This window comes from Micromonospora sp. WMMD734, assembly GCF_049178975.1.
GTDB classification, from domain to species: Bacteria; Actinomycetota; Actinomycetes; order Mycobacteriales; family Micromonosporaceae; genus Micromonospora; species Micromonospora wenchangensis.
This window is the reverse complement of record NZ_JBMHMK010000001.1, coordinates 7,159,086-7,184,317: the sequence shown is the minus strand read 5'-3', so window position 1 is coordinate 7,184,317 and position 25,232 is coordinate 7,159,086. Positions and strand designations below refer to the sequence as shown.

The 25,232-nt window shown below is 74.3% G+C and carries 28 protein-coding genes and 1 tRNA gene; 13 read left to right on the top strand and 16 right to left on the bottom strand.

Annotation, left to right across the window (positions count from 1 at the left end):
- Positions 1 to 23: 23 nt before the first annotated feature.
- The 3 genes from cobA to cobC are packed head-to-tail and all read right to left on the bottom strand — an operon-like array spanning position 24 to position 3,633.
- The gene (cobA, locus tag ACN267_RS31630; protein WP_204958101.1) at positions 24 to 1,328 is read right to left on the bottom strand and encodes a uroporphyrinogen-III C-methyltransferase; all 1,305 of its coding nucleotides are present in this window, start codon (positions 1,326 to 1,328) and stop codon (positions 24 to 26) included.
- Positions 1,325 to 2,497 carry a nicotinate-nucleotide--dimethylbenzimidazole phosphoribosyltransferase gene (locus ACN267_RS31625; RefSeq protein WP_421490323.1) on the bottom strand — a complete coding sequence of 391 codons (1,173 nt, stop codon included), beginning with the start codon at positions 2,495 to 2,497 and terminating at the stop codon, positions 1,325 to 1,327. Before ACN267_RS31625 ends, cobA begins: the two co-directional genes overlap by 4 nt.
- Positions 2,497 to 3,633, bottom strand: a complete 1,137-nt coding sequence (gene cobC / locus ACN267_RS31620) for an Rv2231c family pyridoxal phosphate-dependent protein CobC (protein ID WP_204958100.1) — start codon at positions 3,631 to 3,633, stop codon at positions 2,497 to 2,499. Before cobC ends, ACN267_RS31625 begins: the two co-directional genes overlap by 1 nt.
- 166 nt (positions 3,634 to 3,799) lie before the next feature.
- Between cobC and ACN267_RS31615 the strand changes: the two genes are divergently transcribed.
- Positions 3,800 to 5,932 (top strand): transglycosylase domain-containing protein, encoded by a 2,133-nt coding sequence (locus tag ACN267_RS31615; RefSeq protein ID WP_204958099.1) that lies wholly within the window; start codon positions 3,800 to 3,802, stop codon positions 5,930 to 5,932.
- Between the two features lie 40 nt (positions 5,933 to 5,972).
- Here the strand turns inward: ACN267_RS31615 and ACN267_RS31610 are convergent, their stop codons facing one another.
- Entirely contained in the window at positions 5,973 to 7,544 is a 1,572-nt protein-coding gene (locus ACN267_RS31610; RefSeq protein ID WP_421490322.1) for a cobyrinate a,c-diamide synthase, read from the bottom strand.
- 17 nt (positions 7,545 to 7,561) lie between these two features.
- Here ACN267_RS31610 and ACN267_RS31605 point away from each other — a divergent pair, with 17 nt between their 5' ends.
- A complete protein-coding gene (locus ACN267_RS31605) occupies positions 7,562 to 8,377 on the top strand; it encodes an SURF1 family protein (RefSeq protein WP_421490321.1) in 816 nt (271 codons plus the stop codon).
- Positions 8,378 to 8,825: 448 nt separating this feature from the next.
- Positions 8,826 to 9,536, top strand: a complete 711-nt coding sequence (locus ACN267_RS31600) for a hypothetical protein (protein ID WP_421490320.1) — start codon at positions 8,826 to 8,828, stop codon at positions 9,534 to 9,536.
- Positions 9,537 to 9,558: 22 nt separating this feature from the next.
- On the opposite strand, the gene ACN267_RS31595 is transcribed toward ACN267_RS31600, so the two are convergent.
- From ACN267_RS31595 to ACN267_RS31580, 4 genes are all read right to left on the bottom strand, one after another.
- Positions 9,559 to 11,148 carry an ATP-dependent DNA ligase gene (locus ACN267_RS31595; RefSeq protein WP_421490319.1) on the bottom strand — a complete coding sequence of 530 codons (1,590 nt, stop codon included), beginning with the start codon at positions 11,146 to 11,148 and terminating at the stop codon, positions 9,559 to 9,561.
- Between the two features lie 103 nt (positions 11,149 to 11,251).
- The gene (locus tag ACN267_RS31590) at positions 11,252 to 11,458 is read right to left on the bottom strand and encodes a hypothetical protein (RefSeq protein ID WP_088646578.1); all 207 of its coding nucleotides are present in this window, start codon (positions 11,456 to 11,458) and stop codon (positions 11,252 to 11,254) included.
- A 77-nt stretch (positions 11,459 to 11,535) separates the two neighbouring features.
- Positions 11,536 to 12,888, bottom strand: coding sequence for a dipeptidase (locus ACN267_RS31585; RefSeq protein WP_204958227.1), 1,353 nt, complete (start codon positions 12,886 to 12,888; stop codon positions 11,536 to 11,538).
- Between the two features lie 36 nt (positions 12,889 to 12,924).
- Positions 12,925 to 13,635: a uridine kinase family protein gene (locus ACN267_RS31580; protein ID WP_421490318.1), complete on the bottom strand. Its 711-nt coding sequence runs from the start codon at positions 13,633 to 13,635 to the stop codon at positions 12,925 to 12,927.
- A 113-nt stretch (positions 13,636 to 13,748) separates the two neighbouring features.
- On the opposite strand from ACN267_RS31580, the gene ACN267_RS31575 reads away from it, so the two are divergent.
- Positions 13,749 to 14,150, top strand: coding sequence for a rhodanese-like domain-containing protein (locus tag ACN267_RS31575; RefSeq protein WP_204958228.1), 402 nt, complete (start codon positions 13,749 to 13,751; stop codon positions 14,148 to 14,150).
- A gap of 141 nt (positions 14,151 to 14,291) precedes the next feature.
- Here ACN267_RS31575 and ACN267_RS31570 read toward each other — a convergent pair whose 3' ends face one another.
- The 3 genes from ACN267_RS31570 to ACN267_RS31560 form a co-directional block, all read right to left on the bottom strand.
- Positions 14,292 to 15,836, bottom strand: coding sequence for a cobyric acid synthase (locus ACN267_RS31570; protein WP_421490317.1), 1,545 nt, complete (start codon positions 15,834 to 15,836; stop codon positions 14,292 to 14,294).
- A complete protein-coding gene (locus ACN267_RS31565; RefSeq protein ID WP_421490316.1) occupies positions 15,833 to 16,828 on the bottom strand; it encodes a cobalamin biosynthesis protein in 996 nt (331 codons plus the stop codon). The genes ACN267_RS31570 and ACN267_RS31565 overlap by 4 nt, the downstream gene beginning before the upstream one ends.
- Before the next feature lie 157 nt (positions 16,829 to 16,985).
- Positions 16,986 to 17,831, bottom strand: coding sequence for a single-stranded DNA-binding protein (locus tag ACN267_RS31560; RefSeq protein ID WP_204958094.1), 846 nt, complete (start codon positions 17,829 to 17,831; stop codon positions 16,986 to 16,988).
- A gap of 396 nt (positions 17,832 to 18,227) precedes the next feature.
- Here ACN267_RS31560 and ACN267_RS31555 point away from each other — a divergent pair, with 396 nt between their 5' ends.
- A complete protein-coding gene (locus ACN267_RS31555) occupies positions 18,228 to 18,650 on the top strand; it encodes an HPF/RaiA family ribosome-associated protein (RefSeq protein ID WP_204958093.1) in 423 nt (140 codons plus the stop codon).
- A 102-nt stretch (positions 18,651 to 18,752) separates the two neighbouring features.
- Positions 18,753 to 19,763, top strand: coding sequence for an alpha/beta hydrolase (locus ACN267_RS31550; RefSeq protein ID WP_281894858.1), 1,011 nt, complete (start codon positions 18,753 to 18,755; stop codon positions 19,761 to 19,763).
- Here ACN267_RS31550 and ACN267_RS31545 read toward each other — a convergent pair.
- The gene (locus ACN267_RS31545; protein WP_421490315.1) at positions 19,734 to 20,450 is read right to left on the bottom strand and encodes a hypothetical protein; all 717 of its coding nucleotides are present in this window, start codon (positions 20,448 to 20,450) and stop codon (positions 19,734 to 19,736) included. The genes ACN267_RS31550 and ACN267_RS31545 overlap by 30 nt on opposite strands.
- Positions 20,451 to 20,601: 151 nt before the next feature.
- On the opposite strand from ACN267_RS31545, the gene ACN267_RS31540 reads away from it, so the two are divergent.
- A tRNA-Arg gene (locus tag ACN267_RS31540) sits at positions 20,602 to 20,674 on the top strand.
- An 84-nt stretch (positions 20,675 to 20,758) separates the two neighbouring features.
- Here ACN267_RS31540 and ACN267_RS31535 read toward each other — a convergent pair.
- The 3 genes from ACN267_RS31535 to ACN267_RS31525 form a co-directional block, all read right to left on the bottom strand.
- Positions 20,759 to 20,989, bottom strand: coding sequence for a hypothetical protein (locus ACN267_RS31535; protein WP_421490314.1), 231 nt, complete (start codon positions 20,987 to 20,989; stop codon positions 20,759 to 20,761).
- 425 nt (positions 20,990 to 21,414) lie between these two features.
- Complete coding sequence (locus ACN267_RS31530) at positions 21,415 to 21,819, bottom strand: GntR family transcriptional regulator (RefSeq protein ID WP_421490313.1); 405 nt, start codon at positions 21,817 to 21,819, stop codon at positions 21,415 to 21,417.
- Positions 21,820 to 21,884: 65 nt separating this feature from the next.
- Entirely contained in the window at positions 21,885 to 22,109 is a 225-nt protein-coding gene (locus tag ACN267_RS31525; protein ID WP_421490312.1) for a winged helix-turn-helix domain-containing protein, read from the bottom strand.
- Between the two features lie 200 nt (positions 22,110 to 22,309).
- Here ACN267_RS31525 and ACN267_RS31520 point away from each other — a divergent pair, with 200 nt between their 5' ends.
- The gene (locus ACN267_RS31520) at positions 22,310 to 22,498 is read left to right on the top strand and encodes a hypothetical protein (RefSeq protein ID WP_421490311.1); all 189 of its coding nucleotides are present in this window, start codon (positions 22,310 to 22,312) and stop codon (positions 22,496 to 22,498) included.
- Positions 22,495 to 22,734, top strand: coding sequence for a hypothetical protein (locus tag ACN267_RS31515; protein WP_421490310.1), 240 nt, complete (start codon positions 22,495 to 22,497; stop codon positions 22,732 to 22,734). Before ACN267_RS31520 ends, ACN267_RS31515 begins: the two co-directional genes overlap by 4 nt.
- A 57-nt stretch (positions 22,735 to 22,791) precedes the next feature.
- Here the strand turns inward: ACN267_RS31515 and ACN267_RS31510 are convergent, their stop codons facing one another.
- The gene (locus tag ACN267_RS31510; protein WP_281901950.1) at positions 22,792 to 23,028 is read right to left on the bottom strand and encodes a hypothetical protein; all 237 of its coding nucleotides are present in this window, start codon (positions 23,026 to 23,028) and stop codon (positions 22,792 to 22,794) included.
- 105 nt (positions 23,029 to 23,133) lie between these two features.
- On the opposite strand from ACN267_RS31510, the gene ACN267_RS31505 reads away from it, so the two are divergent.
- From ACN267_RS31505 to ACN267_RS31490, 4 genes are all read left to right on the top strand, one after another.
- Positions 23,134 to 24,303 carry a hypothetical protein gene (locus ACN267_RS31505; protein WP_421490309.1) on the top strand — a complete coding sequence of 390 codons (1,170 nt, stop codon included), beginning with the start codon at positions 23,134 to 23,136 and terminating at the stop codon, positions 24,301 to 24,303.
- Positions 24,304 to 24,317: 14 nt separating this feature from the next.
- The gene (locus ACN267_RS31500) at positions 24,318 to 24,761 is read left to right on the top strand and encodes a Pycsar system effector family protein (protein WP_421490308.1); all 444 of its coding nucleotides are present in this window, start codon (positions 24,318 to 24,320) and stop codon (positions 24,759 to 24,761) included.
- 72 nt (positions 24,762 to 24,833) lie between these two features.
- Positions 24,834 to 25,001, top strand: a complete 168-nt coding sequence (locus ACN267_RS31495; protein ID WP_281901946.1) for a hypothetical protein — start codon at positions 24,834 to 24,836, stop codon at positions 24,999 to 25,001.
- Positions 24,998 to 25,219 (top strand): hypothetical protein, encoded by a 222-nt coding sequence (locus ACN267_RS31490; RefSeq protein WP_281901944.1) that lies wholly within the window; start codon positions 24,998 to 25,000, stop codon positions 25,217 to 25,219. The genes ACN267_RS31495 and ACN267_RS31490 overlap by 4 nt, the downstream gene beginning before the upstream one ends.
- Positions 25,220 to 25,232: the final 13 nt, after the last annotated feature.

Below are 25,232 nucleotides of genomic sequence, written 5' to 3'. Positions count from 1 at the left end.
TCAAGCCGGACGGCCCGGCAGGGTCAGGGCGTCAGGGCGTCGACCACGTCGCCGATCACCACGATGGCCGGGGGACGCAGGCCCGCCGCACCCACGTCGGCCGCCACCGCGCCGAGCGTCGACCGCAGACTGCGCTGGCCGCCCGTGGTGCCCTCCTGGATCACCGCGACCGGGGTGGCCGCGTCCCGGCCGTGCCGGGTCAGGGTGTCGGCGATGGCGGCCAGGTTCTTGAGCCCCATCAGCACCACCAGGGTGCCCCGCAGGCCGGCGAGGGCCTCCCAGCGCACCAGGGAGACCGGTGAGTCCGGGGCGACATGCCCGGACACCACGGTGAACTCGTGTGCCACCGCCCGGTGGGTCACCGGGACACCGGCCGCCGCCGGCACGGCCACCGCGCTGGTCACCCCGGGCACCACGGTCACCGGCACGCCGGCCGCCGCGCAGGCCAGCAACTCCTCCCCGCCCCGCCCGAAGACGTACGGGTCGCCGCCCTTGAGGCGTACCACGACCTTGCCGGCGAGCGCCCGGTCGACCAGGATCCGGTTGATCTCCTCCTGGGCGCGCGACGGACCGTAGGGGATCTTCGCGGCGTCGACCAGTTCGACGTCGGGACGCAACTCGTCCAGGAGCAGTCCGGGCACCAACCGGTCGGCGACCACCACGTCCGCCTCGGTGAGCAGCCGCCACCCCTTCACCGTGATCAGCTCCGGGTCGCCCGGCCCGGCACCGACCAGCGACACCCGACCGACCGGGCCACCCGGCCGGATCGTGGCGTCACCGGACCCGGCCGGCGTCGGTGCCGGCGGGCCCGCGAGGGGCGCGTCCGCCACCGGTTCACCCGGGTCGACTTCCCCCGGGTCAACGAGGGGGCCCGTCCGGGCGGCGAGCAGCTCCCGGACGGCGTCCCGGACACCCATCGCCCGTTTCGGGTCTCCCCCGCCCAGCACGGCCACGGTCACCGGCCCGTGCCGGGTCACCGCCGGGGTCCACGCGGTGGCCGCCGTCCGGTCGTCGGCCCGGACGCAGAAGATCCGCCGTTCGGCGGCGACGGCGCTGACCGAAGCGGCGGCGAGCGGATCGTCCACCGCGACCTGGACCAGCCACGCCCCGTCGAGGTCGTCGGGGGCGAACCGGCGCGGCCGCCAGTGCAACCGTCCGGCGTCGACGTGCGCTTGCAGGGCCGGGGTCACCTCGGGGGCGACCAGCAGCACGTCCGCGCCGGCATCCAGCAGGGCGGGTACCCGCCGGCTGGCCACGGCACCGCCGCCCACCACGACCACCCGGCGTCCGGCGAGCCGCAGGCCGAGGGGGTACGGGTTGGTGCTCACTTCTCGGAGACCCCCGCCGCGTCGAAGGTGGCGACCTCGTGCAGCACCCGGACCGCGCCGGTGACCACCGGCAGGGCCAGCAGCGCGCCGGTGCCCTCGCCGAGGCGCAGGCCGAGGTCGACGAGCGGGTCGAGGCCGAGGTGCCGCAACGCCACGGTGGCCCCCGGCTCGGCGGAACGGTGCCCGGCGACCATCGCGCCGACCGCGTCCGGGGCGAGGGCGGCGGCGGCGAGCGCGGCACTGACCGCGATCACCCCGTCGAGCAGCACCGACACCCGGCGGGCTGCCGCGCCGAGGATCAGCCCGGTCAGCGCCGCGTGCTCCAGGCCACCGACGGCGGCCAGCACCCCCAGCGGATCGGCCGGGTCGGGCCGGTGCCGCTGAAGCGCCGTACGCACCACGTCGACCTTGCGCCGGTACGTCTCGTCGTCCACCCCGGTGCCCCGGCCGGTGGCCGCCTCCGGGTCGGCCCCGGTGAACGCGGCGACCAGCGCGGCGGCCGGCGTGGTGTTGGCGATCCCCATGTCGCCGGTGAGCAGCACCCCCGCCCCGGCGTCGAGCAGCTCACCGGCGATCCGGATGCCGGTCTCGACCGCCGCCCGCGCCTCGTCCCGGGTGAGCGCGGCGGTGACAGTCATGTCCCGGGTGCCGCGCCGCACGTTCGCGTCGACCAGGCGCGGCGGTGCCAGGGTGCCGTCGGCCGGGGCGGGCGCGGCACAGGCAGGCGCGGCGCTGTCGGGCACGGCACTGTCGGGCACGGTGGCGGCTGGCACGGCGGCGCTGTCGGGCACGGCGTGGGTGGGTGGGAACGGCAGCGGCGCGGCCACGCCGACGTCGACCACGGTGACCGAGGCGCCGGCCTGACGGGCGAACGCGTTGACGACCGCCCCGCCGGCCAGGAAGTTCCCGATCATCTGGGCGGTGACCTCCTGCGGCCACGGGCTGACCCGCTGGGCGTGCACGCCGTGGTCACCGGCGAAGATCGCCACCGCCGCCGGTTCGGGCAACGGCGGCGGGCAGACCCCGGCCAGGCCGGCCAGGCGTACGGACAGCTCCTCCAGCGCACCCAGCGAGCCCGCCGGCTTGGTCAGTCGGGCCTGGAGGTCCCGGGCGGCCGTCATCGCCACCGGATCGGGCGGGCCGATCTCCGCGATCGTCGTCTCCAGCATCATGCCTCCAGGATCTCCGCCAGTACCTCGATGAACGCATCCGTGGTGGCCGGGTCACGGACGGCGATCCGCAGCCAGTCCGGCCCCAGCCCGGGGAAGGTGTCGCCGCGTCGTACGGCCCAGCCCCGGTCACGCAGCGCCTGGCGTACCCGGTCGGCGTCGGGCCGGTGGACCAGGACGAAGGCGCTGGCCGGGCGGCCTGCGACGCGTACCCCGGGCAGGGCCGACAGGCGGCGCACCAGGTGGTCGCGGTCGGCGGCGAGCCGGGCGGCGATGGCGCGCTCGGCGGCGACGCCGGTCGGTGACGCGACGGCGGTCGCGGCGGCCAGCGCCGGGGTGGACACGGCCCACAGCGGCTGGACGGCGGCCAGCCGGGCCACCAGGGCGGACTCGCCGAGCAGGTAGCCGATCCGCAGCCCGGCCAGTCCCCAGGTCTTGGTGAGGCTGCGCACCACCACCAGGCCGGGCAGGTCCCGGCGGGCGGCGAGGGACTCGGGTTCGCCGTCGACGCCGGGGGCGGCGGTGGTGTCGGCGAACGCCTCGTCGACGACGAGCACCCGGCCGGGCCGGGCCAGGGCGGCCAGGTCGGCGGCGGGGTGCAGCACCGAGGTCGGGTTGGTCGGGTTGCCGATCATGACCAGGTCGGCGTCGGCCGGCACCCGGGCCGGGTCGAGCCGGAAGTCGTCGCCCGGGTCGAGCAGGAGCCGTTCGACCCGGTGGCCGGCGGCCCGCAGTGCGGCCTCCGGTTCGGTGAACTGCGGGTGCACCACCACCGGGCGGCGTACCCCGGCCAGGGCGCGGGCGAGCAGCACGAAGCCCTCGGCGGCACCTGCGGTGAGCAGCACCTCCGCCTCCGGGCGGCCGTGCCGGGCGGCGACGGCGGCGCGGGCCGGCCGGGGGTCGGGGTAGCCGGCCAGGTCGGCGAGGGCGGCGGTGAGCGGATCGGCCAGCCAGTCCGGCATCGGGTCCCGGCGGACGTTGACGGCCAGGTCGACCAGGCCGGGGGTGGCCTCGGCGTCCCCGTGATGGGCGAGATCCGGTTCGGTGCCGGCCGTCGTCGGGCGCACCGCCTGCGGCACGGCGTCGTCGACGCCCGGACCGGTCGACGGCGTGACGCCGGTCAGTTGCCCATGCATGTCCGCGATCCTGCCGGGAAGCCGGCGCAGGGGACAGCCGATCCCGGGGTGGTCCACATCACGGCACACCGGACGCATCACCCATGGCCACCGTCCCGGCCGGCGAACACCCGAGCATTCATGAGTTTTTCTCATGTACGTATCGGAAATGTCATAACTTGACCAGGTGAGCAATCGACCCCTTGCTGCCGCTGGTCGTTCCGTTCCTCTCCTGCGTGCCGGGCTGATCGCCGGCATCGTGCTCGCCGCCGTCGCGTACCCATTGGCCGCCGTGACCGGTCTGGGCGCCAAGGCCACCGCGCACGCCGTGGAGCACAAGACGAACATCCTGCGCACCGCCCTGCCCGCCGAGACGTCCTACCTCTACGCGCCAGACGGCAAGACGATCCTGACGATGTTCTACGAGGAGTACCGGCAGTACACCAAGTTGTCGGACATGTCGCCGAACATCCAGCAGGCCATCGTCGCCGCCGAAGACAACCGCTTCTACCAGCACCGGGGCGTCGACCCGAAGGGCGTCGCCCGCGCCTTCGTGGCCAACACCCGCTCCAGCGGCGTCTCCCAGGGCGCCTCCACCCTGACCATGCAGTACGTCCGGATGGCGCTGCGGGACAGTGCGCAGACGCCGCAGGAGGTCCAGGAGGCCACCCAACAGACCAGCCTGCGCAAGGTCAAGGAGATGCGGATGGCGCTGGACATCGAGAAGGAGCTGACCAAGGAGCAGATCCTGGAGCGCTACCTCAACTCGGCGTACTTCGGCCACCGGGCGTACGGCATCTACGCGGCGGCGCAGATCTTCTTCTCCAAGACCCCGGCCACCCTCACCCCGGTCGAGGCGGCCACCCTCGCCGGGCTGGTCAAGTCCCCCTCCGAGTACGACCCGCTCAGCTCGGACCAGAAGGAGGCCACCGGCCGACGCAACTACGTCCTCGACAAGATGTCCCAGCTCGGCTACCTGTCCCCGGACGCCGCCGCAGTGGCCAAGAGCGAACCCATCCGGACCCGGCCCACCACCCCGGCCAACGACTGCGCCTCGATCCCCGGCACGTACAACGCCTGGGGCTTCGCCTGCGACTACGTCAAGAACTGGTGGAGCGCGCAGCCCGCGTTCGGGGAGAACCGGCTGGAACGGATGGACAAGCTGCGCCGGGGCGGCTACCGGATCGTGCTCAGCCTCGACCCGAAGGTCCAGGCCGCCGCCGAGCGGAACGTCCGCGCCAAGGAAGGCGTCGACAGCCCCTTCGCCAACGGGATCGTGGTCGCCGAACCGGGCACCGGACGGATCAAGGCGATGGCGGTGAACCGCACCTACTCCCTGGACGTCAGCGAGAACGGGCCCAGCTCGAACCCCGAGGCCGACCCGAAGATGAAGGCGAACTACCCGAACACGGTCGCCCCGCTGCTCGGCGGCGGCACCCTCCCGGGCTACCAGGCCGGCTCGACGTTCAAGATGTTCCCGATGCTGGCCGCCCTGGACGCCGGGATGCCGCTGTCCACCGCCTTCGACTCGCCGTACCGCTACAAGTCCGCCGTGTACGACGGGTGGGCCCCGTCCAACGCCAGCGGGGCGATGACCGGCCGGCAGACCATGTGGTCCGGGTTCGGCAAGTCGGTGAACACCTACTTCGTCCAGCTGGAGGAGAAGATCGGCGCGGACCGGGGGGTGCACCTCGCCGAGCAGCTCGGCCTGCGCTGGCGTACCGACGTCGACAAGGAGCAGGCGTCACCCGCCAAGGCCAAGAAGTGGGGCGCGTTCACCCTGGGCGTCTCCGACGCCACCCCGCTGGAGATGGCCAACGCCTACGCCGCGATCGCCGCCGACGGGCGGTACTGCGAGGCGATGCCGGTCAACTCGATCACCAACCGGGACGGCACCCCGGCAACGTACAAGACCGCAGGTGGCATCGAACGGGAGGTCGCCAAGCCCCGCTGCCGGCAGGTGGTCAACGCCGACGCGGCCCGTGCCGCCACCGACGCGGCGCGCTGCCCCACCGGTGACACCCCGGCCAAGGGCAGCTGCGGCGGCTGGTCGACGGCGGACAGCGTGCGCCGTACGGTGGGCCGCCCGGTGGCCGGCAAGACCGGTACCACGGACAGCACCCGGTCGGCCTGGTTCGTCGGGTACACCCCGGAGCTGGCGGCGGCGAGTTTCATCGCCGACCCGGACAACCCGTTCAACGCCGTCGGCGACGGGCAGTCCCAGGTGCCGGTCAACGCGGTCGCCCAGACCCTGCGTGACGGTCTCAAGGGCACCCCGACCCGCCAGTTCACCCCGCCGTCGGACGCCATCGTCGGCTGAGGCGGGGTCGGCGGGTGCCGGGCCGTGGCTGCCGGGCGGGTCAGGCCGGCGCGGCGACCCCCTCGACCGGCGAGGGCGTCGTCGCCGCCGTCACCAACCGGGCCGCGATCTCGGGGTACGCCGCCCAGTGCAGACCCAACTGGGAGGCGTGCACACCGCGCCAGACGAAGCCCTCCGGCGTGCCGCCCTCCCAACTCCAGGCGGCCCGCTGGCCGGACCGGGGGGTGAGCACCGCGCCGTGCTGCTTGTAGCCCACCACCGTGGCACCGGTACGGGCGACCGCGCTGTCGGACAGGGCGGTCGCCTCCCGGTAACCGACCACCAGGCCGTCCCGGCTCGCACCGATCGCGTCCAGCACCCCGCACATCGGCAGCCCGTCCAGCTCCCGGGCCAGCCACAGCAGGCCGGCACCCTCGGCGATCACCGGACGGCCGGTGCGGGCCAGTTCGGCCACCGCGATGCACAGCCGCCGGTTGGCCGACAGGTCCCGCGCGTACGACTCGGGCAGCGCGCCCCCGACGACCAGCGCGCGGGTGCCGGCGGGCAACGTCTCGTCGCGCAGCGGGTCGACGGTGACCACCTGGGCCCCGGCGGCCCGCAGCAGCTCGGCGGTCTCCGGGTGGCTGTAGCTGCCGCCGGGTCCGCCGGCGAGCGCCACCACCGGCGCGTCCCCCACCGACACGTCTCCCACCGGCACGTCTCCCACCGCAGCGGCGGACGCCGGCGACCAGGGCGAGACGGACAGTGTCGGGGCGGAGCGGGCCAACCCGAGCAGGCGTTCCAGGTCGACCGTCCCGGCGACCGCCTCGCCGAGCCGGCGCACCGCGCGCAACGCCTCGGCGTCGCGGCCGAGGACCGGCACCACGCCGTGCCGACGGGCGGGCAGCACCGGGGGCAGTTCGTGCCGGCGCAGCGCGCCGTAGACCGGCATCCCGACGTCGTCGAGTGCCTCCCGGAGCATCGCCTCGTGCCGGCCGGAGGCGACCTGGGTGAGGATCACCCCGCCCAACCAGAGCTGCTCGTCGTACGAGCGGAAGCCGTGCACCAGGGCCGCCACCGACTGGCCCATCGCCGCCACGTCGATGACCAGCACGACGGGGCTACGCAGCGCGGTCGCCACGGCGGCCGTGGACTCCGCCTCGGGCCGGCCCGCGACCGAGTCGTACAACCCCATGGTGCCCTGGACCAGGGCCAACGCGGCGCCCTGCGCGCCGTAGGCGAAGAGCGGCCCGAGCCGGTCGCCGCCGATCAGCCGGGGGTCGAGGGTACGGCCGGGACGGCCGGCGGCCAGGCCGAGGTAGGCGGCGTCGACGTGGTCCGGGCCGACCTTGAAACCGGCGACGTCGAGCCCCCGGTCGGCGAGAGCGGCGAGCAGACCGACGGACAACGCGTTGGTGCCGTGACCGGAGGACGGCGCGCTGAACACGAGGCGCGGCACGGCGGTCATCATCGACTCCTCGGTGGCGACGGGCGGTGGCTCGCGGACGGCCGGGAGGAACACCGGCGGCGATCCGCAGGCGTGACCATACCCGCCCCCGGCGACAGGTGGAGACCGCCGATCCGACGCCGTACGGGCCGGTGCCGGGCCGTCGCGCAGGGTGGCGTCGGTCATACGGGTAGCCTCGTGCTGTGTACCGGTTCCTGCTGACCCCACGCTGGCTGGGCATCCTCGCGCTGACCCTGGTCGCCGCCGCCGTCATGGTGCTGCTCGGCAACTGGCAGCTGGACCGTTACCGGGAACGCACCGCCGTCAACGAGCGGATCGACGCCGGCACCGCCGGCACCCCCGCGCCGCTGCGGTCGACGCTGCCGGCCCCCACCGGCGGCGCGGGCACCGTCGGCGCGGCCCCCGCCGCGCAGGCCGAGTGGAGCAGGGTCACCGCCACCGGCCGGTACGACGCCACGAACATCATCCTGGTCCGGGGCCGGACGGTGGAGAGCCGGGTCGGCTTCGAGGTGCTCGTCCCACTGGTGCTCGACGACGGCACGGCCGTGCTGGTCGACCGGGGCTGGGTCCCCCCGGCGCCCGGCGGCGCGCTGGCCATGCCCGAGGTGCCGGCGCTGCCGACCGGTCAGGTGACCGTCGTCGGCCGGGTGCACCCCACCGAGACCGGTGGCAACGGCGTGGACCGGCGCGACGGCCGGTTGGAGACCCGTCGGGTGACCGTGGACAAGCTGGCCCGGGAACTGCCGTACCCGCTGCACGGGGCGTACCTGCTGCTCGACGAGCAGACCCCGGCGAACGACCCGGCGTTCCGGGCGGTACCGATCGGGCACACGAACAACTGGCAGAACTTCGGCTACGTCGTCCAGTGGTGGTTGTTCGCCGCGATGACGCTCTTCGGCTACGGCTGGGTGGCCCGGCGGGAGGCCCGACGCGCCGCCGGCCTGGACGCCCCGAAGCCCCCCGTCGACCGCGCCGCCGAACCGGCCACCTCCGCCTGACCCGCCGGGCCTGCGGACCCGGGCGAGCCTGCGGACCCGGGCGGTTCCTGCCGGACAGTCGGTGCGGGTGCCGGCCGACCCGCGCCACTGCCCACCACCGCCGGCCCGCGCCGCCCCCCACGGCCCACCGCCGGCCGGCCCGGTGCCAGCCAGGCGGCGTCCCACCATGGGTGCGCGTCCTTTCGAGCTGATGACGTCACGACATCAACCGGTCGAGTGCCGGGGCCGCGCGACTCGGTCCACCACTCCCGGTAGCCTGCGACTCGTTCTCGTCATCACCTCGAAAGGACGCACGACAGGCACCCACCCGGCCGGGGCGACCGGCAGGCGATTGGTTGCACCGGGCCCTCGGCGGGCCGTCGGGCCCAGGTCCGAACCACGCGGGGACGCGGGGCGAAACCGGACGCTGTATGGTCCGCAGGATGTCCAACGCGCGTGAGGTGTCGCGGTGACCTCCGACCCCGCCCCGTCGTATCCGTCCGATCCGCCCACGCAGACGAGCCCCGCCTCCGACCCGTGGGCGTTGTCGCCGGACGCGCCCCCGCCCCCGGCGGCCTTCCCCGCGCCCCCGGCACAACAGACACCGTCCACGGCCCCGTTCCCGACTGCGCCTCCCCTGGCGGCACCGGTGAACCCCGCCACCTCGTCGACGGCCGATCCCTACTCCGCACCACCCGCCCAGTTCTCCGCACCACCGGCCCAGTTCCCGGCACCGGCCGGGGTCGACCCGTACGCCGCGCCGGTGGGCCAGCCGGGGCCGTACCCGCCGCAGTTCACCCCGCAGCTGCCGGGGGCGGCGGCTTTTCAGCAGCCGGCGGCGGTGCAGATCGGCGAGATCATGGTGAGTCCGCCGGTGATCCGTACCCCGTCCGGGATGATGCCCCTGGCCGGTGCCACCTGGTACGTGACCGACCACTGGCAGCGGGAGGAGAAGATCGCCAGTTGGGCGATGGTCTGCGCCATCCTCGGCTTCTTCTGCCTCACCATCTTCAGCCTGCTCTTTCTGCTGATCAAGGAGACCCGTTACCACGGCACGGTGCAAGTGACGGTGACCAGCGGCGGCCACCAGTACGTGGCCCGTATCCCGGTCCTCGACCAGGGACAGGTGCAGCAGATCAACAACCAGGTCAACTACGCCCGTTCGCTGTCCGCGCTCTGACCGACCGTCCCACCGGCGCGGCTCAGCCGGTGGGACGCCCGGCGTGCAGCGCCCGGACCGTGTCGATGGTGTCCGCCTCGGCGGCCGACTTGTCGTCGCGGTAGCGCAGCACCCGGGCGAACCGGAGGGCCACCCCGCCCGGGTAGCGGGTGCTGGCGAGCACCCCGTCGAAGGCGATCTCGACCACCTGCTCGGGGCGGACCCGCACCACCCAGTCGCCACGCTCCACGGCCAGCCCGAGGAAGCGTTCCGTCTGCCAGCGCAGCAGGTCGTCGGTGAGGCCCTTGAAGGTCTTGCCGAGCATGACGAACTCGCCGGTGCGCGGGTCCCGGGCGCCGAGATGGAGGTTGGACAGCCAGCCCTGCCGCCGGCCGCTGCCCCACTCGACGGCCAGTACGACCAGGTCGAGGGTGTGCCGGGGCTTGACCTTGACCCAGGCGGTGCCCCGTCGACCGGCGTCGTAGGGCGCGTCCGGCGACTTGACCACCACCCCCTCCTGACCGGCGTCGAGCGCGGCGGCGAACACCGCACCGGCCTGCTCGGGGTCGTCCACCTCGGACCGGCCGACCAGCAACGACCCGTCGACGACGTCGGCGAGCCGGGCCCACCGCTGCCGGCCCGGCAGGTCGATCAGGTCGTCGCCGTCGAGGTGCAGCAGGTCGAAAAAGTACGGGGTGAGCGCGGTCGCCTCGGCCAGCGGGGCCACGTCGGCCGCACCGCTGGCGGAGGTGACCCCGGTCGCGGCGGCGGTGGCCCGGCGGGCCGCCCGGCTGGAGGTCTGCGGGAACGGCAGTGGACGCCCGGCGGTGTCCAACCCGATCGCCTCGCCGTCGAGCACGACGTCCCGGACCGGCAGGGCGCGTACGGCGTCGACCACCCCGGGCAGCCGGGTGGTGATCTCGTCGAGGCTGCGGGTGAAGACCGCGACGTCGTCGCCGGAGCGGTGCACCTGGATGCGGATGCCGTCGAGTTTGACGTCGACCACGGCCGGGACCCCGGTGGCCTGGAGCGCGGCGTCGACCGAGGGTGCGCTCTGGGCCAGCATCGGCGCGAGCGGGCGGCCCACCCGGAGCCCGAACCCGGCCAGCGCGGCGGCCCCGCCGGTGCGGGCGGCCAGCGCGACGGCCCGCAGGTCACCGGCGAGCAGCAGGGCGCGGCGGACCGCCGTCACCGGGACCTCGGCGGCCTTGGCGACGGCGTCGGCGAGCAGGCCCGCCTGGGCGCCCTGGCGCAGTTCGCCCCGGAACAGGTCGACCAGCAGCCGCTGCTCGTCAGCGGTGGCGGCCCCGAAGAGGGTGCCGAGCAGGTGCCGGCGGCGGGCCTGGGAACCCGGACCGTGCACGGCGGCGATCTCGTCGATCGCCGCGTCGACGGCGGTCACGGTCAGGGTCGGCTCGGCGGCCGGCGGCGGCAGGTCACGCAGGCTGGCCCAGCCCACGCCGGTTTGCCGTTGGCGCAGCTCACCGGCGAGGTAGCCGGAGCCGACCGACACCTCGGACGGATCGAGCGCCCGCAACGCGTCGGCCAGCAACTCCACCTTGGCCCGCCGGCCGGTGGTGGCCGCGACGGCCGCGGAGGTGGCTGCCAGGTCGAGGAACCGCACGCACCTCATCCTGCCAGCCACCCCCGACATCGCCCGGGTATTGCCGTACCCGGGCCGTCCCGATCCGGCCGTCCTCCCCAGTGGCGTCGGGTGTGGGCACCCGGACCACGGCTCAGACCGAGACGGGTTCCTCGATGCGCAGACCCCGGGCGCGGACGCCGTCGGCGACCCGGGACAGCACGCCGTCCAGGGCGACCAACACCGCCGAGAGCTCGCCGAGCTGTTCCTTGAGCGTGTCCTCGGGCCACGCGGAGACGTCGACGTCCCCCAGAGCGCTCACGGCGGCTTCCAGCCGCGTCATCACGTCGTTCGTACGCATGTTCGAAAGGCTATACCAGACTGCCGTCCGACACGCCGCGAACTGCGACATCGACCCCGAAGTTATGGTTCCGCGACCTAACCGGCCCGCCGACCCTGCTCGGCCACCTTCGCCAGCAGCAACGCCTCCGCCAGGCAGACCCGGGCGAACTCGCCGAGGTGCAGGCTCTCGTTGGGGCCGTGCGCCCGCGCGTGCGGGTCCTCCACCCCGGTCACCAGGATCGCCGCCTGCGGGAACATCTCCTGGAAGGTGGCGATGAACGGGATCGAACCGCCGACGCCGATGTCCACCGGCTCGGTGCCGTCCCAGGCGGCCCGGAAGGCGGCGCGGGCCGCGTCGAACATCGGCCCCGACGCGTCGATGACACACGGGTCGCCGTCGTGTTCCAGGGTCACCGCCACCCGGGCCCCCCACGGCGCGTGCTTCTCCAGGTGGGTACGCACCGCGTCGTACGCCCGCTTGGGGTCGTCGCCCGGCGCCAGCCGTACGCTCAGCTTGGCCTTCGCCGCCGGGACCAGCGCGTTGGGTGCCTCGCCGGTGGCCGGGGCGTCGATGCCGAGCACCGCCACCGCCGGTCGGGTCCAGAGCCGGTCGGTGATCCGGCCGGTGCCGATCAGCGCGACCCCCTCGGCCAGCCCGGCCTCGGCCCGGAACCGGTCCTCCGGATAGTCGACGGCAGCCCCCGCCCCGGCGGTCAGGCCGTCGACGGCCACGTCCCCGGCGTCGTCGTGCAGGGTCGCCAGCAGGCGGACCAGCGCGGTCAACGCGTCCGGCACGGCCCCACCGAACATGCCGCTGTGCACCGCGTGGTCCAGGGTGCGCAGCTCGACGAACAGGTTGACCACGCCGCGCAGCGAGGTGGTCAGGGCCGGCACGCCCACGTCCCAGTTGGTGGAGTCGGCGATCACGATGACGTCCGAGGCGATCTCCTCGCGGTGCTCGGTGAGCAGCCGCTCCAGCGAGTCGGAGCCGTACTCCTCCTCGCCCTCGATGAACAGCACCACGCCGACCGGGAGCTGGTCGCCGAAGGCGCGCAGGGCGGCGACGTGCGCCATGATGCCGGCCTTGTCGTCGGCCGCGCCGCGCCCGTAGAGGCGGCCGTCCCGCTCGACCGGCTCGAACGGCTCGGACTCCCACAGCGACAGGTCGCCGACGGGCTGCACGTCGTGGTGGGCGTACATGAGCACGGTGGGTGCGCCGGGCGGGGCGGGCTTCGTCCCGATCACGGCGGGCTGGCCGCCCGACCGCACGATCCGCACGTCGAGACCGCAGCCGCGCAGCAACTCGGCGACCGCCTCGGCGGAGCGCTCGACGTGCGAGTGGTCGAACCCCTCGAACGCGATGCCGGGGATGCGGACGAGACGTTCCAGGTCGGCACGGACCCCGGGCAGTTCCCGCGCGACGGCGGCCCGTACCTCGGACTCGGACATGATCGGTGAGGTCATGACCGGCATCGTATGCCGGCCTTACCGCGAGCCACCCGGCGAGCCGGAACCCGCGGTCGGGCCGGGCCGGCGACCGGCCGCAGCCGCCGGCCCGGGAGCACCGGTGGGTGCCGGGCGGCGGACGTAGTAGCGCTCCCCATCGTGCGGCAGGGTCGGTGCGCCGTCGACCACCAGGTCGACCGCGTCGGTGGTCCGGTCGGCCGCGAAGTGGGCCGCCTCCCCCGCGTGCCAGCGGCGCAGTTCCGCCAGCAGGTGCGCACCGTCGCGGTCCAGCGCGCGCCGCAACCGCACCGGCTCCGGCGCGGTGACCTGCACCGACAGGGTCAGCTCCGGGCGGATCGCCGCCCGCGCCGCGCTCACCCCCTCCAGCAGCAGCACCGGCGCGACAGGCACCGGCACCGCGCGGGGCAGGAACGCCCGACGCACCCAGCTGTACCGCCGGTAGGACCCCGGTCGCCCGGCCCGCAGCGGGGTGAGCACCCGGTCCTCCAGCCGGGTCCAGAAGGTGAACTGGTCGTCCCAGCCGTCGAGCAGGTCGTCGGTGTGCACCACCGGTGGCCGCCCGCCGTCGGGCAGGCCGGCCAGGGCGTCCGCGAGACGCGCGGTGAAGACGCTCTTGCCCGCGCCGCTGGGCCCGTCGACGGCCACCAGTCGGGTACGCCCCAGCCGCGCCGGCCCGGCGAGCACCCGCCGGGCCAGCGTCGCGTACGCCTCGACCAGGGCCACCGTCACACCGGTGACGCTAGTGGGTGTCCCCCGTGAGCCTGGTTCCACCGTGGGGAGCGCGGTTCGTCGGGCGGGGCCCGTGGGTGCCGGGGCATGATCTGGACGTGCTCAATGACGTGATGAGTCCCGGCGTGGACGCCCTGCTGGAACAGGCCCGGGCCGGGCTGCGCCGGCTGAGTCCTCACCAGACGGTCGAGGCGGTACGGGCGGGTGCGCTGCTGGTCGACACGCGTACCGAGGGACAGCGCCGGGAGCAGGGGGAACTACCCGGCGCGATAGTCATCGACCGGACGGTGCTGGAGTGGCGGCTGGACCCGGCCAGCCGGTGGCGCATTCCCGAGGCGACCGGCTACGACCGGGAGATCGTGGTGGCCTGCCGGCACGGCTTCAGCTCCAGCCTGGCGGCGGCGGGCCTGCAGGCGTTGGGCCTGCGCAACGCCACCGACATGATCGGCGGTGTGCAGGGGTGGCTGGAGGCCGGCCTGCCGTTGTCGGACCAGCCCGCCGACGTGCGCGGCTGACGACCGGGCCCGGCACGACGACGGCCCGACCGATCTGCCTGGCCCGGACCGGCTGCCCAGCCGGTGCGGGCTCGGGGCCGGTGCGGGCACGGGGCCGGTGCGGGCACGGGGCCGGGCTTCCGGCCGGTGCGGGCGGGGTGGTCAGCTCGTCGGTGGTGCGCCGGGTGGGATGAACGGCAGGTCGGCGGGGGCACCGGTCTCGATGAGCCGGCACAGCGCGGCGGTGTCGAGGTGTTCCTCGACCAGGTCGCCGAGCAGGTCGAGGGAGCGTTCGCGGGCGGCGTCGAAACTGGTGCCCGGTGCGACGGTGAAGCCGTGCCGACCGGCCGACCGGGCCACCTCGGTCAGGAACCGGCGGCGGAACCCGTCGGACTCGAACGCGCCGTGCCAGTGGGTGCCGTGCACCGCGCCGAGCCGCGCGCCCTCGGGCCGCCCGTCGGCGTGGTGCAGCAGTGGGGGCAGGTCCGCGTCGGCGGTGGAGACGTACCCGTGGTGGATCTCGTAGCCGCGTACCGGGACGTCCGGCGCGGCGGTGCCGACGGCGGGGCGGACGGTCTTGACCGGGTCGAAGGTGATCTCGATGGGGAGCAGGCCGAGGCCGGGGACACTGCCCCGGCGGCTCTCCACCTGATCGTGGATGGCGGTGGCCAGCATCTGGAAGCCACCGCAGATGCCGAGCAGCGGCCGGCCGGCGGCGGCGTGCGCGGTGACCGCCTCGGCGAGCCCGGTCTCCCGCAGCCAGGCCAGGTCGGCGACGGTGGACTTCGAGCCGGGCAGGACGACCAGGTCGGCGGCGGCCAGCTCGGCGGGCTCGACGGTGAGCCGGACCCGGACGCCCGGTTCGGTGGCGAGGGCCTCCACGTCGGTGGCGTTGCTGATCCGGGGCAGCCGGACCACGGCGACGTCGAGCCAGTCGGTGCCGTGCGGGGCGGCGGGCCGGCCGAGCACCCGGCCGTAGGCGAGCGAGTCCTCGGCGTCGAGCCACAGGTCGAGGTGCCAGGGCAGCACCCCGTAGGTGGGCCGGCCGGTGACCCGGTGCAGCATGTCGAGCCCGGGGCGGAGCAGCCCGAGGTCGCCCCGGAACTTGTTGATCACGAAGCCGGCGATCAGCGCCTGGTCGGCGGGGTCGAGCAGGGCCACCGTGCCGAACATCGAAGCGAACACGCCACCCCGGTCGATGTCGCCGACCACGATCGTGGGGAGCCCGGCGTGCCGGGCGAGCCCCATGTTGACGTAGTCGCCGGCCCGTAGGTTGATCTCGGCGGGGCTGCCCGCCCCCTCGCAGATCACCACGTCGTACGTCGCCCGCAGTTCGGCCAGGGCCGCGTACGCCGTCTCGGCGAGCTTCGGACGCAGGGTGCGGAAGTTGCCGGCGGTGACCGTGTCGACGGCCTCGCCGAGCAGCACCACCTGACTGGCCAGGTCGCTGCCGGGCTTGAGCAGCACCGGATTGAACCGCAGGTCGGGCGCGAGCCCGCAGGCGGCGGCCTGCATCGCCTGGGCCCGCCCGATCTCGCCGCCCCGCCCGTCCGGGCCGACCACCACGGCGGAGTTGTTGGACATGTTCTGCGCCTTGAACGGGGCCACGGCGACGCCCTGCCGGTGCAGCCAGCGGCAGATGCCGGCGGTGAGCACGCTCTTGCCCGCGTCGGAGGTGGTGCCCGCGACGAGCAGCCCGCCGCTCACCGGCGACGCCCCCCACCCCACAGCGTGCCACCGGTGGCGGCGACCAGCCGACCCCCGGTCGTCGGCCAGGCCGCGGCCAGCGCGAGCGCGGCCAGGCCGACCGTGCCGGAGAGCCGGGCGGCCCGCTTGAGGTGCCGCGCCTCGGGGCGTGGGCCGTCGCCGAGGAACGGCCGCACCTCGGACCGCCCGAAGTAGACGTTCCGGCCGCCGAGCCGGACGCCCAGCGCACCGGCCATGGCCGCCTCGCACTGACCGGCGTTGGGGCTGGGGTGGTCGTTGCGGTCCCGACGCCAGACCTGCCAGGCCCGTCCCCGGTCGCCGTGCACGGTGGGTGCGGCGGCCACGGTGAGCAGCCCGGTCAGTCGGGCCGGCACCAGGTTGAGCAGGTCGTCGAGCCGGGCGGCCGGGGTGCCGAACCGGGCGTAGCGCGGTGAGCGGTGCCCGACCATAGCGTCGAGGGTGTTGGCCGCCCGGTAGCCGAGCAGGCCGGGCAGCCCGGCGAGGGCACCCCAGAGCAGCGGCGCGACGACGGCGTCGGAGGTGTTCTCGGCCACCGACTCGACGGTGGCGCGGGCCAACTCGCCCTCGTCGAGCCGGGACGGGTCCCGACCGCAGAGGTGCCCGAGCCGGTGCCGGGCCGCCGGCAGGTCACCGGCGCGCAGCGCCGAACCCATCACGGTCGCCTCGTGGCGCAGGGTCCGCCCGCCGAGCACCGTCCAGGTGCCGGCGGCCACGGCCAGGGCCCGGACCACCGGGTGCCGCCGGGTGGCCCGGCTGACCGCCGCTCCGAGCAGCACCGGCCCGCCCACCGCGACGGCGGTGAAGAGCGCCCCCGCCCGGCGGTCGGCGCGGTAGACCCGCCGTTCCAGGGCACCGGCGGCCCGGCCGAAGCCGGCCACCGGATGCCAGCGCCGAGGATCGCCGAGCAGGCTGTCCAGCGCGTACCCGGCCAGCAGCCCGACCGTGTCCGCCGTCGCTGTGCGTCGCCCCACCCGTCACCACCTCCGGCCGGCCAGCCTAGTCGTACGGCGGGGTGGCCACGTCGCCGTCGCCACCCCGCCCCCGTCCGTACGAACCGGGACCGTGTCCCTTCCCCGGCACGGGTCCCGGAGCGCGCCCACACCCGGTGCGGGCGGCTGTGGAGCGATCTCAGGCCGGCACCGGGACCCGACCCCGGCCCCGCCTGCCCCGGCCCGCCGGACCGAGCGCCACCTCGCCCGGGGTCGGGACGACCGCACCTTCCGCACCGGCCGCCCCCTCGCCGCCCGGTCCGTCGTCCTCCGTACGGCTCCCGCCGCCCGGACCGCCCGCGTCGCCCGGCCGGTCCCCGCCGTCCGACCGTGCCGCCGGCCCGTCGTCGGGCAGCGGGGACAGGTCGTCGTCGGGTTCGTCGTCGAACGGGTCGGCCGCCGGCACGTACCCGCCGGCCGACAGGTCGTTCGGCAGGTACCCGCCGGCCGACAGGTCGTCGCCGGCCTGCGGGAGCCCGAAGCCGGGCAGGTCGAAGTCGTCGTCGAGGGGACGGTCGTCCGGCCCGACGGGGACCTGGTCGGCCGGCACCGGCTCGGTCGGCTCGCCGTGCACCCGCTGGGCCGCCGCCGCGTCCTCCACCGTGCTGGTGGCCATGCTCGGCCGGTTGCGCAGGAACCGGGACCGGCCCCGGGACAGGTCGTGCCCGACCGCGACCGCCTCCAACTCGTAGAGCACCCGGTGGTTGCCGGCGTCGTCGGTCCAGTCGCGGGTGTAGAGCCGTCCCGCGACCACCACCGGGTCACCGACCATGACCGAGGCGGCCACCCCCTCGGCCAGCTTGCGCCAGCAGTTGACCCGGACGCGCAGACTGTTGCCGTCCACCCACCGGCCGCTGTCCCGGTTGAGGCGGCGGGCGGTCGAGGCCACCTTGAAGTTGGCGACCAGGGTGTTGCTCTGCGCCGTACGACGCCACTGCGGCGCGGTCAGCACGTTGCCGACGATCGTGACGTAGGTATCGAACATCGTCCCCTCCCAGGGGCCTGTGGATGCGGTGGCGAGTCGACTCGGGACCGAGCCTGGCCGGTACGGCACGGTGGGGCGAGCCCCCGACCCCGTCCTGTGGACAACCGGAACGCCTGTGGACGATCACCTGATCAAGGTCCCGGTGTGCTAGGCCATCAGGCCCTGGGGTGGCCCGACCGGCCGGGGCGAGGATCACAGGGCGGAGCCGATCCCACCCCTCGGGTCACGACGACACGGGGAAGGTGGCGTCACCCGGAGTGAGGTCGACCCCGGCTGGGTAAAGAGTTGATCACCCAGGCACCACCAGGCACGACGTCCGACGAGAAAGGCAACGCTGATGATTCGGACCCCGTTGCGTACGACCGGCTCCGTCCGCACCGAGCGGGAGGTGCGGCGATGAGCGCGGTGGCGAACCCGGCGACCGTGGCCGAGTGCCTGCGGATGGGCGCGGGCTTCTCCCAGGGCGACCGGAACTGGATCGTCGAGCAGTTCGGCACCCTGGACGCCCGGCTGGCCGCCTTCCACGCCGACGCCACCGAGCTGGAGGTGTCGGTCAAGGACCGGGAGGCGCGCGGGCAGAAGGTCACCCTGGAGTGCTGGATCGCCGGCCGGCAGAAGATCGTCACCACGTCGAGCGAGGAGGACCTGCGGGCCGCCCTCAACGACGCCCGGGACGACCTGCGCCGCAAGCTCAACGACGCCAAGACCAAGCAGGAGCCCCGGCACAACAAGCACATCCGGGAGATGGCCCAGCCCGTCCCCGCGCCGGATCTCGACGCCGACGACACCGCCGGCCGGCTCGACGCCGAAGCCGTCTGACCGACGCATCGGGCCGTTCCCCTCGGATGTGGGAGGGGAACGGCCCGATGCGGCACCGTGGGGGGCTACCGCCCGGTAGCCTGCGGGCGTAGCGTCGCGGTCGTGGAACAGGACGTGCTGGGGCCGCCGTACGAGCGGCAGACGATCGACCTGGGCACCGACGACGAGGGTCCGGTGGTCGCGACGCTGGTCCGACGGCGCGCCGACCGCCCGACCGGGCGGGCGGTGCTCTATGTGCACGGCTTCGTCGACTACTTCTTCCAGACCCACCTGGCCGACTTCTACGCCGAGCGCGGCTGGGACTTCTACGCCCTCGACCTGCGCAAGTACGGTCGCAGCCTGCTACCCCACCAGACCCCGAACTTCTGCCGCGACCTGAGCGACTACTTCCCCGAGCTGGACGCCGCCGCGACGATCATCCGGGACGAGGACGGCCACGACACCCTGCTCGCCATGGGCCACTCGACCGGCGGCCTGCTCATCTCGCTGTGGGCACACGCCCGTCGCGACGCCGCAGCGGTCGACGGACTCGTCCTGAACAGCCCCTTCTTCGACCTCAACGCCCCCTGGCTGGTCCGTCGACCCCTCGCGGCCGCCGTCTCCCGGCTGGGCCGTCGCGCGCCGCACCGCATCCTCCCCTTCGGCCTGGGCACCGTGTACGGCGAGAGCCTGCACGCCGACCATCGGGGTGAGTGGACGTACGACCTGGCCTGGAAGCCGCTCGCCGGGTTCCCCGTCCGGGCCGGCTGGCTGGCTGCGATCCGCACCGCCCAACGGCAGCTCCGCGCCGGGCTGGACATTCCCGTCCCCGTGCTGGTGGCCTGCTCGACCCGGAGTTTCCGGGGCACCCGCTGGCACGACTCGGCCGCCCTGGCCGACGCGGTGCTGGACGTGGAGCACATGGTCCGCTGGGCGCCCCGGCTCGGCCGGCACGTGACGGTGGCCCGCTTCGACGGCGGCAAGCACGACCTGGTGCTGTCCGGTCCCGCCGTCCGTGAGCAGGTCTTCACCGAGGTCGGCCGCTGGGCCGAAGCCTTCCTCGGTGCCGGCCCGACCCCGACCACCCCCACCGCCACCCCCACGTCAGGCTCGACGTTCGCCACCTCCGGGTAGGGCGGCGAGGACCCGGTCGAGGGTCGCCACCGGGTGTCCGTCCACGGACTGAACCTCCACGGCCGGTGCTGCCTCGGCGGGCAGGAGCACGCCGAGGCAGCGCAGGCCGATCTCCCCGGCGGCGTCGGGACGTACCCCGAAGACGGGAGCGCCGACGTAGCCGGCGGGCAGCGCGGCGGTGATCCGCAGCCGGTCGCCGTCGCGGACGGCCCGCTCGACGGCGACCTCCAGCGGTCGGCTGCCGTCGCCGCCGACGCCGAGGGCCAGCACGATCGCGGTGACCGGCCCGGCGGCGAACGCGGCGAGATCGTCCGCCGTGACGGCCACCGCGGCGGGCACCGGCTGCACCCGCCACCGCCAACCATGCCCGCCGGCGTACCCGTGCAGTTCCCTGGTGGGCAGGGCTGCCACGCCGACCTGCGGGTCCCGGGTCCAGCCGGTCGGAAGGTCCGCCAGCGGCAGCGACCCGCCCGCGACGCCGGCCGGCTCGGTGACGCTGGGCCGCAGGCCGAGCCGCTGCGCCTGCCCGGCGACCACGTCCGCGGTCAGCAGAAACTCGCCGGCCGGATGGCTGAGGAAGAAGGCGGTGCCCGGGTCGCCGGCCGTGTCGACCGGCAGGATGGCCCGACCCAGGAGCTGGCACAGCTCGTAGGCGACCTCGTCTTCGGCGTCGGGTTCCAGCAGCACGGACCCGAGGGTACGGCCCGCCGCGCCGGGCGGAAGAGGGGTGCCCGGATCGGGGGTGCCGTGGGACGCTGATCACGCGTGTCCGGATGCGACCCGTTCCGCCGTGCGGCGGGGGGTCGGCGGTACCCTCTTGGCGCGACACGTACGCCGCGCGCCCGTAGCTCAGCGGATAGAGCAGGGGACTTCTAATCCCAAGGCCGCAGGTTCGAATCCTGCCGGGCGCACCTTATTTGCCAGCAACAACGGCCCCCCGGAGAGGCTCCGAGGGGCCGTTGCGCATCGTGTGGGGACATCATGGGGACAGATCCCTATCGGGATGGCCCTTTCGGCAGGGCGGCAGCGAGACGATCGACGGTCTCCCGCACACCGTCGAGGTAGCCCTGCACCCGGGCGCGGTGCTGGAGAGCGGCCATCCAGAGCGCCAGGTCAGCGACGGCCAGGACGATCAGGCCCGGCGTGTGGGGGTTGGTGGCGAGGCCCGCGTGCAGGGCCATGGCGACGAGCAGCAGGGCTGCGACGGCGCCGAGGTAGCGGTGCATGTCAGCTCCGATCGGATGGCGGTTCGGTGATGATCGGAGGTCGGGTTCGGGGTCCGGCCTCTCCGTGCTGCGGATGGTGGCTTGCCTCCTGGGTCCGGTTGCCGGGACCGCGCATAGCGGTCAATGCAGGTCAGGTTCAGTAGGGATCGCACTACTGTACGAGACCATCGGCCCACTGGCGGGACAGTTGTCTATGGGCCGATTGCTGGGAGCGTGCCCATCGCCGAAAGTCACTCCGGTCCGTGATCGCCCGATCATGGCGGGTAGCGATCCATAGATAACTGTCCTGACAATACGGGGGTTATGTCCGATGCGCCCCCATGAGTCGGGCAGATCGGACGCCATCACGGATTGCGAGATGGCGCATTCCCGACACTGCACGGGCCAAGATCGACGATCACAACGCCACCTGGCGCTAGATAGCGCTACCTGAGCCTGAGCGTCACCCGATCCGCCGGGTGCACCCCGCGCACCCGCCCGCCCAGCGTGACCACCTGCACCGGCACCCCCTCCGGGATGTCCAGCTCCGCCCGCTCCTCCGGCGTCGGCATCCGGGCGCTGACCAGCGCGCCACGCGGCACCGACACGATCTCCCGGTCGGCCGCCTCCCGCACCCGCGTGCCCCGCCCCGACGCCGCGTCAACCAGGCCCTCGGCGCGCAGCTCGGCGACCGCCCGCCGCACCGTGCCCCTGCCCACCCCGTGCTCCTGGCTCAGCCGCGTCTCGCTGGGCAGCAGCCCACCCGGAGGGTACGTGCCGTCGAGGATGCGGGCGCGCAGCACAGCGGCGAGCTGGTAGGCGACGGGCACCCGGGTGTGCGGGCTGATCACAGGCCGGACGCTAGGAGCGGCGGCGCGAACGTCCGGCCGGCGCAACGTTCGAACGTTCGCGGCGGCTACCGCTCTGGTGCCACGTAGCTTCCCTTGCCCTGGTGTGTCTCGATCAACCCGCGTTCACCCAGGATGCGCAACGCGAACTTGATCATCGTGTGGGAGATCCCGTACTGCTCGACAAGCTGCGCGATCGACGGCAGTTTGTCACCGGGCTTGAGTGTCCCGGCCTGGATCGACGCCGTGACGTCATCCACGACGCGCTCGTACAGCGGTTTGCGGCGGTGCATGGAGCCACCTCTCGTCGGCTCCCTCAGGCTGCCAGCCGCGATTACGCGCCGTGTCGACTGTGTTGCCTTGGCTTACTCAGCAAGCTAAGTTCCCTCCATCGGGGCTGCTCGTCGGCAAAGCGGCAGCCCCGGCCGGGCCGGGCTGGACCCCGTGCCGCCCCGCCCGGCACACCTCGCCGCACCACCGGCCGGAGGCACCGATGCGCGAGCGCCCCAGCGACAACCCCTGCCCCCGGGCGTACCCGGTCGCGCACGGCCGGCCGCCCACCCCGGACGGCGACCGCGTCCCTCAGCCGCCCCGGCCGGCCCCGGCGCGCTGGCCCGGGTGGGTCATCGCCGCAGTCGTCCTGGCCCTCACGGTGGCCGGCATCGCCGGGGTGTTCCGGTGAGCGGCACAGACCCGACGGACGAGCAGGTTGCCGGGTGGTGGCAGGTGCTGGACGAGCACCGGCAGCGGAACGGCCTGTGCCCGGTGTGCCGCACGCCGCGCCGGTGCTGGCCGAGGGCCCAGGCGTTCGCCGAACTGCTCGCCCACGACCTGTTGCACCAGCCCCGCCGGGTTGGCCGGGTGGAGTGGGCGGCCCGCTACGCCACCCGCTACGGGCTGGAGCCGGCCCGGCTGTGACCCGGACACACGACGGCCCCCGACCAGCACGGTCGGGGGCTGCTCTGCGTCAGGGGGTCAGGTGTCGCCGTGGACCTGTCGGCGATCCGTCAGCTTGCTCAGCACGTCCTCGGGGTGGCACTCGCGGTGCCGGCCGGTCCCGGCCTTGCGGCGGAACCGGATCTCGGGTGGGTCCGCGTTGAGCATCCGGACGACGGTGCTCTTGGAGACGTTGAGCAGTAGAGCGACGTCGGCGGGACGTAGCCACTCGCCAGCCTGAGCCGCTCTCTCCAGATCTTCCACCGTCCTGGGCATCGCGCCGATCGTAGCGGGTGGGTCGAGTGTGGCGGTGATCGACACGTGCGCTCCCCTCACCGTGCCTAATGTGTCCAACGTGCCTAGTGTGTCATACTGGCGGGCATGAGCGACCGAGACAGTTGGTTCCGCGCCGACGCCGGTGTTTGGGGTGAGCGCATCGCCCTCGGCACCGCCGTCGCCCTCACTGCCAAGAGCGAGTACGACCTCGCCGTCCTGGCGCACTTCGCCAAGGGAATCGCCTGGCTCTACCCGGTGATGCTCGACGTCTACGTGGTCACCGCGTTTCACAAGCGACGCAAGGTCGACATGTTCGTCGCCTTGGCCCTGATGCTCTTCTCGCAGGTGGCCGTCCACCTCGTCCCGGTGTTCATCACCACCGGCGAGCAGGTGCCGTGGGGTCTCGTCATGGCGGTCGCCTGCGTCGCCCCGATCGTCGTCGTCCGGGTGAAGATGCTCACCGGGAAGACCGCCGCCGAGCGCGAGGCGGACGAGACCGCCGCCCGGCAGGCGGAAGAGGTCACCCGGCTCCGCGCGCAACTCGCCGACGCCAACCGGAAGACGGCCGACGAGACCGCCGCCCGGCAGGCGGAAGAGACCGCACGGCGGCAGGCGGAAGAACGCGCCGACGCCGAGCGCACCGGCCGGGAAGTGGCGGAAGCCGAAGCCACCCGGGAGGCGGAAGAGCGGGCGGAAGACAACCGGAAGAGCGCGGCGGAAATCGCCCGCCTGCACGCCCAAGCGGAAGAGGTCAAGGCGTCCGCGCGGGACGCCCGAACCCAGGCCGCCGAAGCCTCGGAAGAGGCAGCCCGGGTCGCTGGCCAGCTCGACGAGGCTCGGGCCGCCGCCGATCGTGCCGCCGCTGGTCGCGCCGCCGCCGAGCAGCACGCCGCCGCCGTCGAGATGGCCCGCGAGTCGGTCGCCGACGAGTTGGCCCGGGTGCGGCAGGCGCACGACCGGCTCGCCCGGAAGACGGCGGAAGACGGCGGGCGGAAGGTAACCCGGAAGAGCGGACGGAAGACGGTCGGCTCTTCCGGCTCGGGAGCCCGGAAGGAACTGGCTGCCACGCCGGCCGCTCTTCCGGTCCTGGACGCGGAAGAAGTGCCGGCCGTGCCGGGCGTCTCTTCCGCCCTGACCGCCCGGGTCATCGCCGCCCTGGAGGCTGAGCCGGACGCCCCGCGGGCCCGGATCGCCGAGCTGGCGCAGACCACCGACCGCACCGTCCGGACCGTTGTCCGGGCGCTCGAAACCATCACCGACCGCGCTGCGGTCTGATCGGAGGACCCGAAGTGGACCCGCTCACCCAGGCCATCACTGACGTCCGCGCCGAGCTGGCCCGTGTCGACGGCAAGGGCTTCGCGCTGCTCGCGCTCGCCGGCACCGCCCTGTCCGCCGGGCTTGCCGTCGTCGGCACCGGCCAGCTCCACGGTCCCGCCCGCACGGCGGCGGTCGTGGCCGGGTTGCTGATCCTGGCCAGCGTCGCCGCCCTGGCCGACGCGATCCGGCCCCGGCTGACCGGTCGGTACGGGTTCATGGCCTGGGCGGCGGCCGGGACGTTGGACGAGGTCCTCGCCCACTTCGCCGCCGGCGGCACCGAACGCCAGGCCCACGAGCTGCGGGCGCTGTCCCGCAGCGTGCGCGGCAAGTACCGGCGGATCCAGCTCGGCTTGGCGTTGCTCGGCGGCGGCCTGGTTGCCGCGATCGTCACCGCCTACCTGCACAGCCAGTCCTGATCACGCGGGGCTCGGCCACCAGCCTGGACAGCCCGGCCGGGCCCCGCACCTCACGAGAGAGGCATCACCATCATGACGATCACCCACCGCGTGTGCGGGCGGGTCCCCCAGGACTCGCCGTTGCGGATGCTCGTCGGCCGCACCGTCGCCCTGCCGGCCCCGACCCTGGCGCAGCTCGCCGCCCGGCTCACCGAGGCCACCCGCGTCGGCATCCGCCCGCGGATCCAGGTGGTCCGGTGATCCGCCGGCTGCTCGCCCGCGTCCGGCCGCCGGCCCGAATCCACTACCGGCACCAGACCGGTGTGTGCCCCGCCGGGCACTGCCCCGGCCACACCACCCGGGCCACCCGGTCCGGCATGGCCCGCATCAACGCCCTGCGCGCCGCCGGGCACCTCGCCTACGCCGGCCCCGGCAGGCCGCCGGCCTGGCTGACCCGACTCACCCGCCCCACCCACTGACCCGACCCCGAGG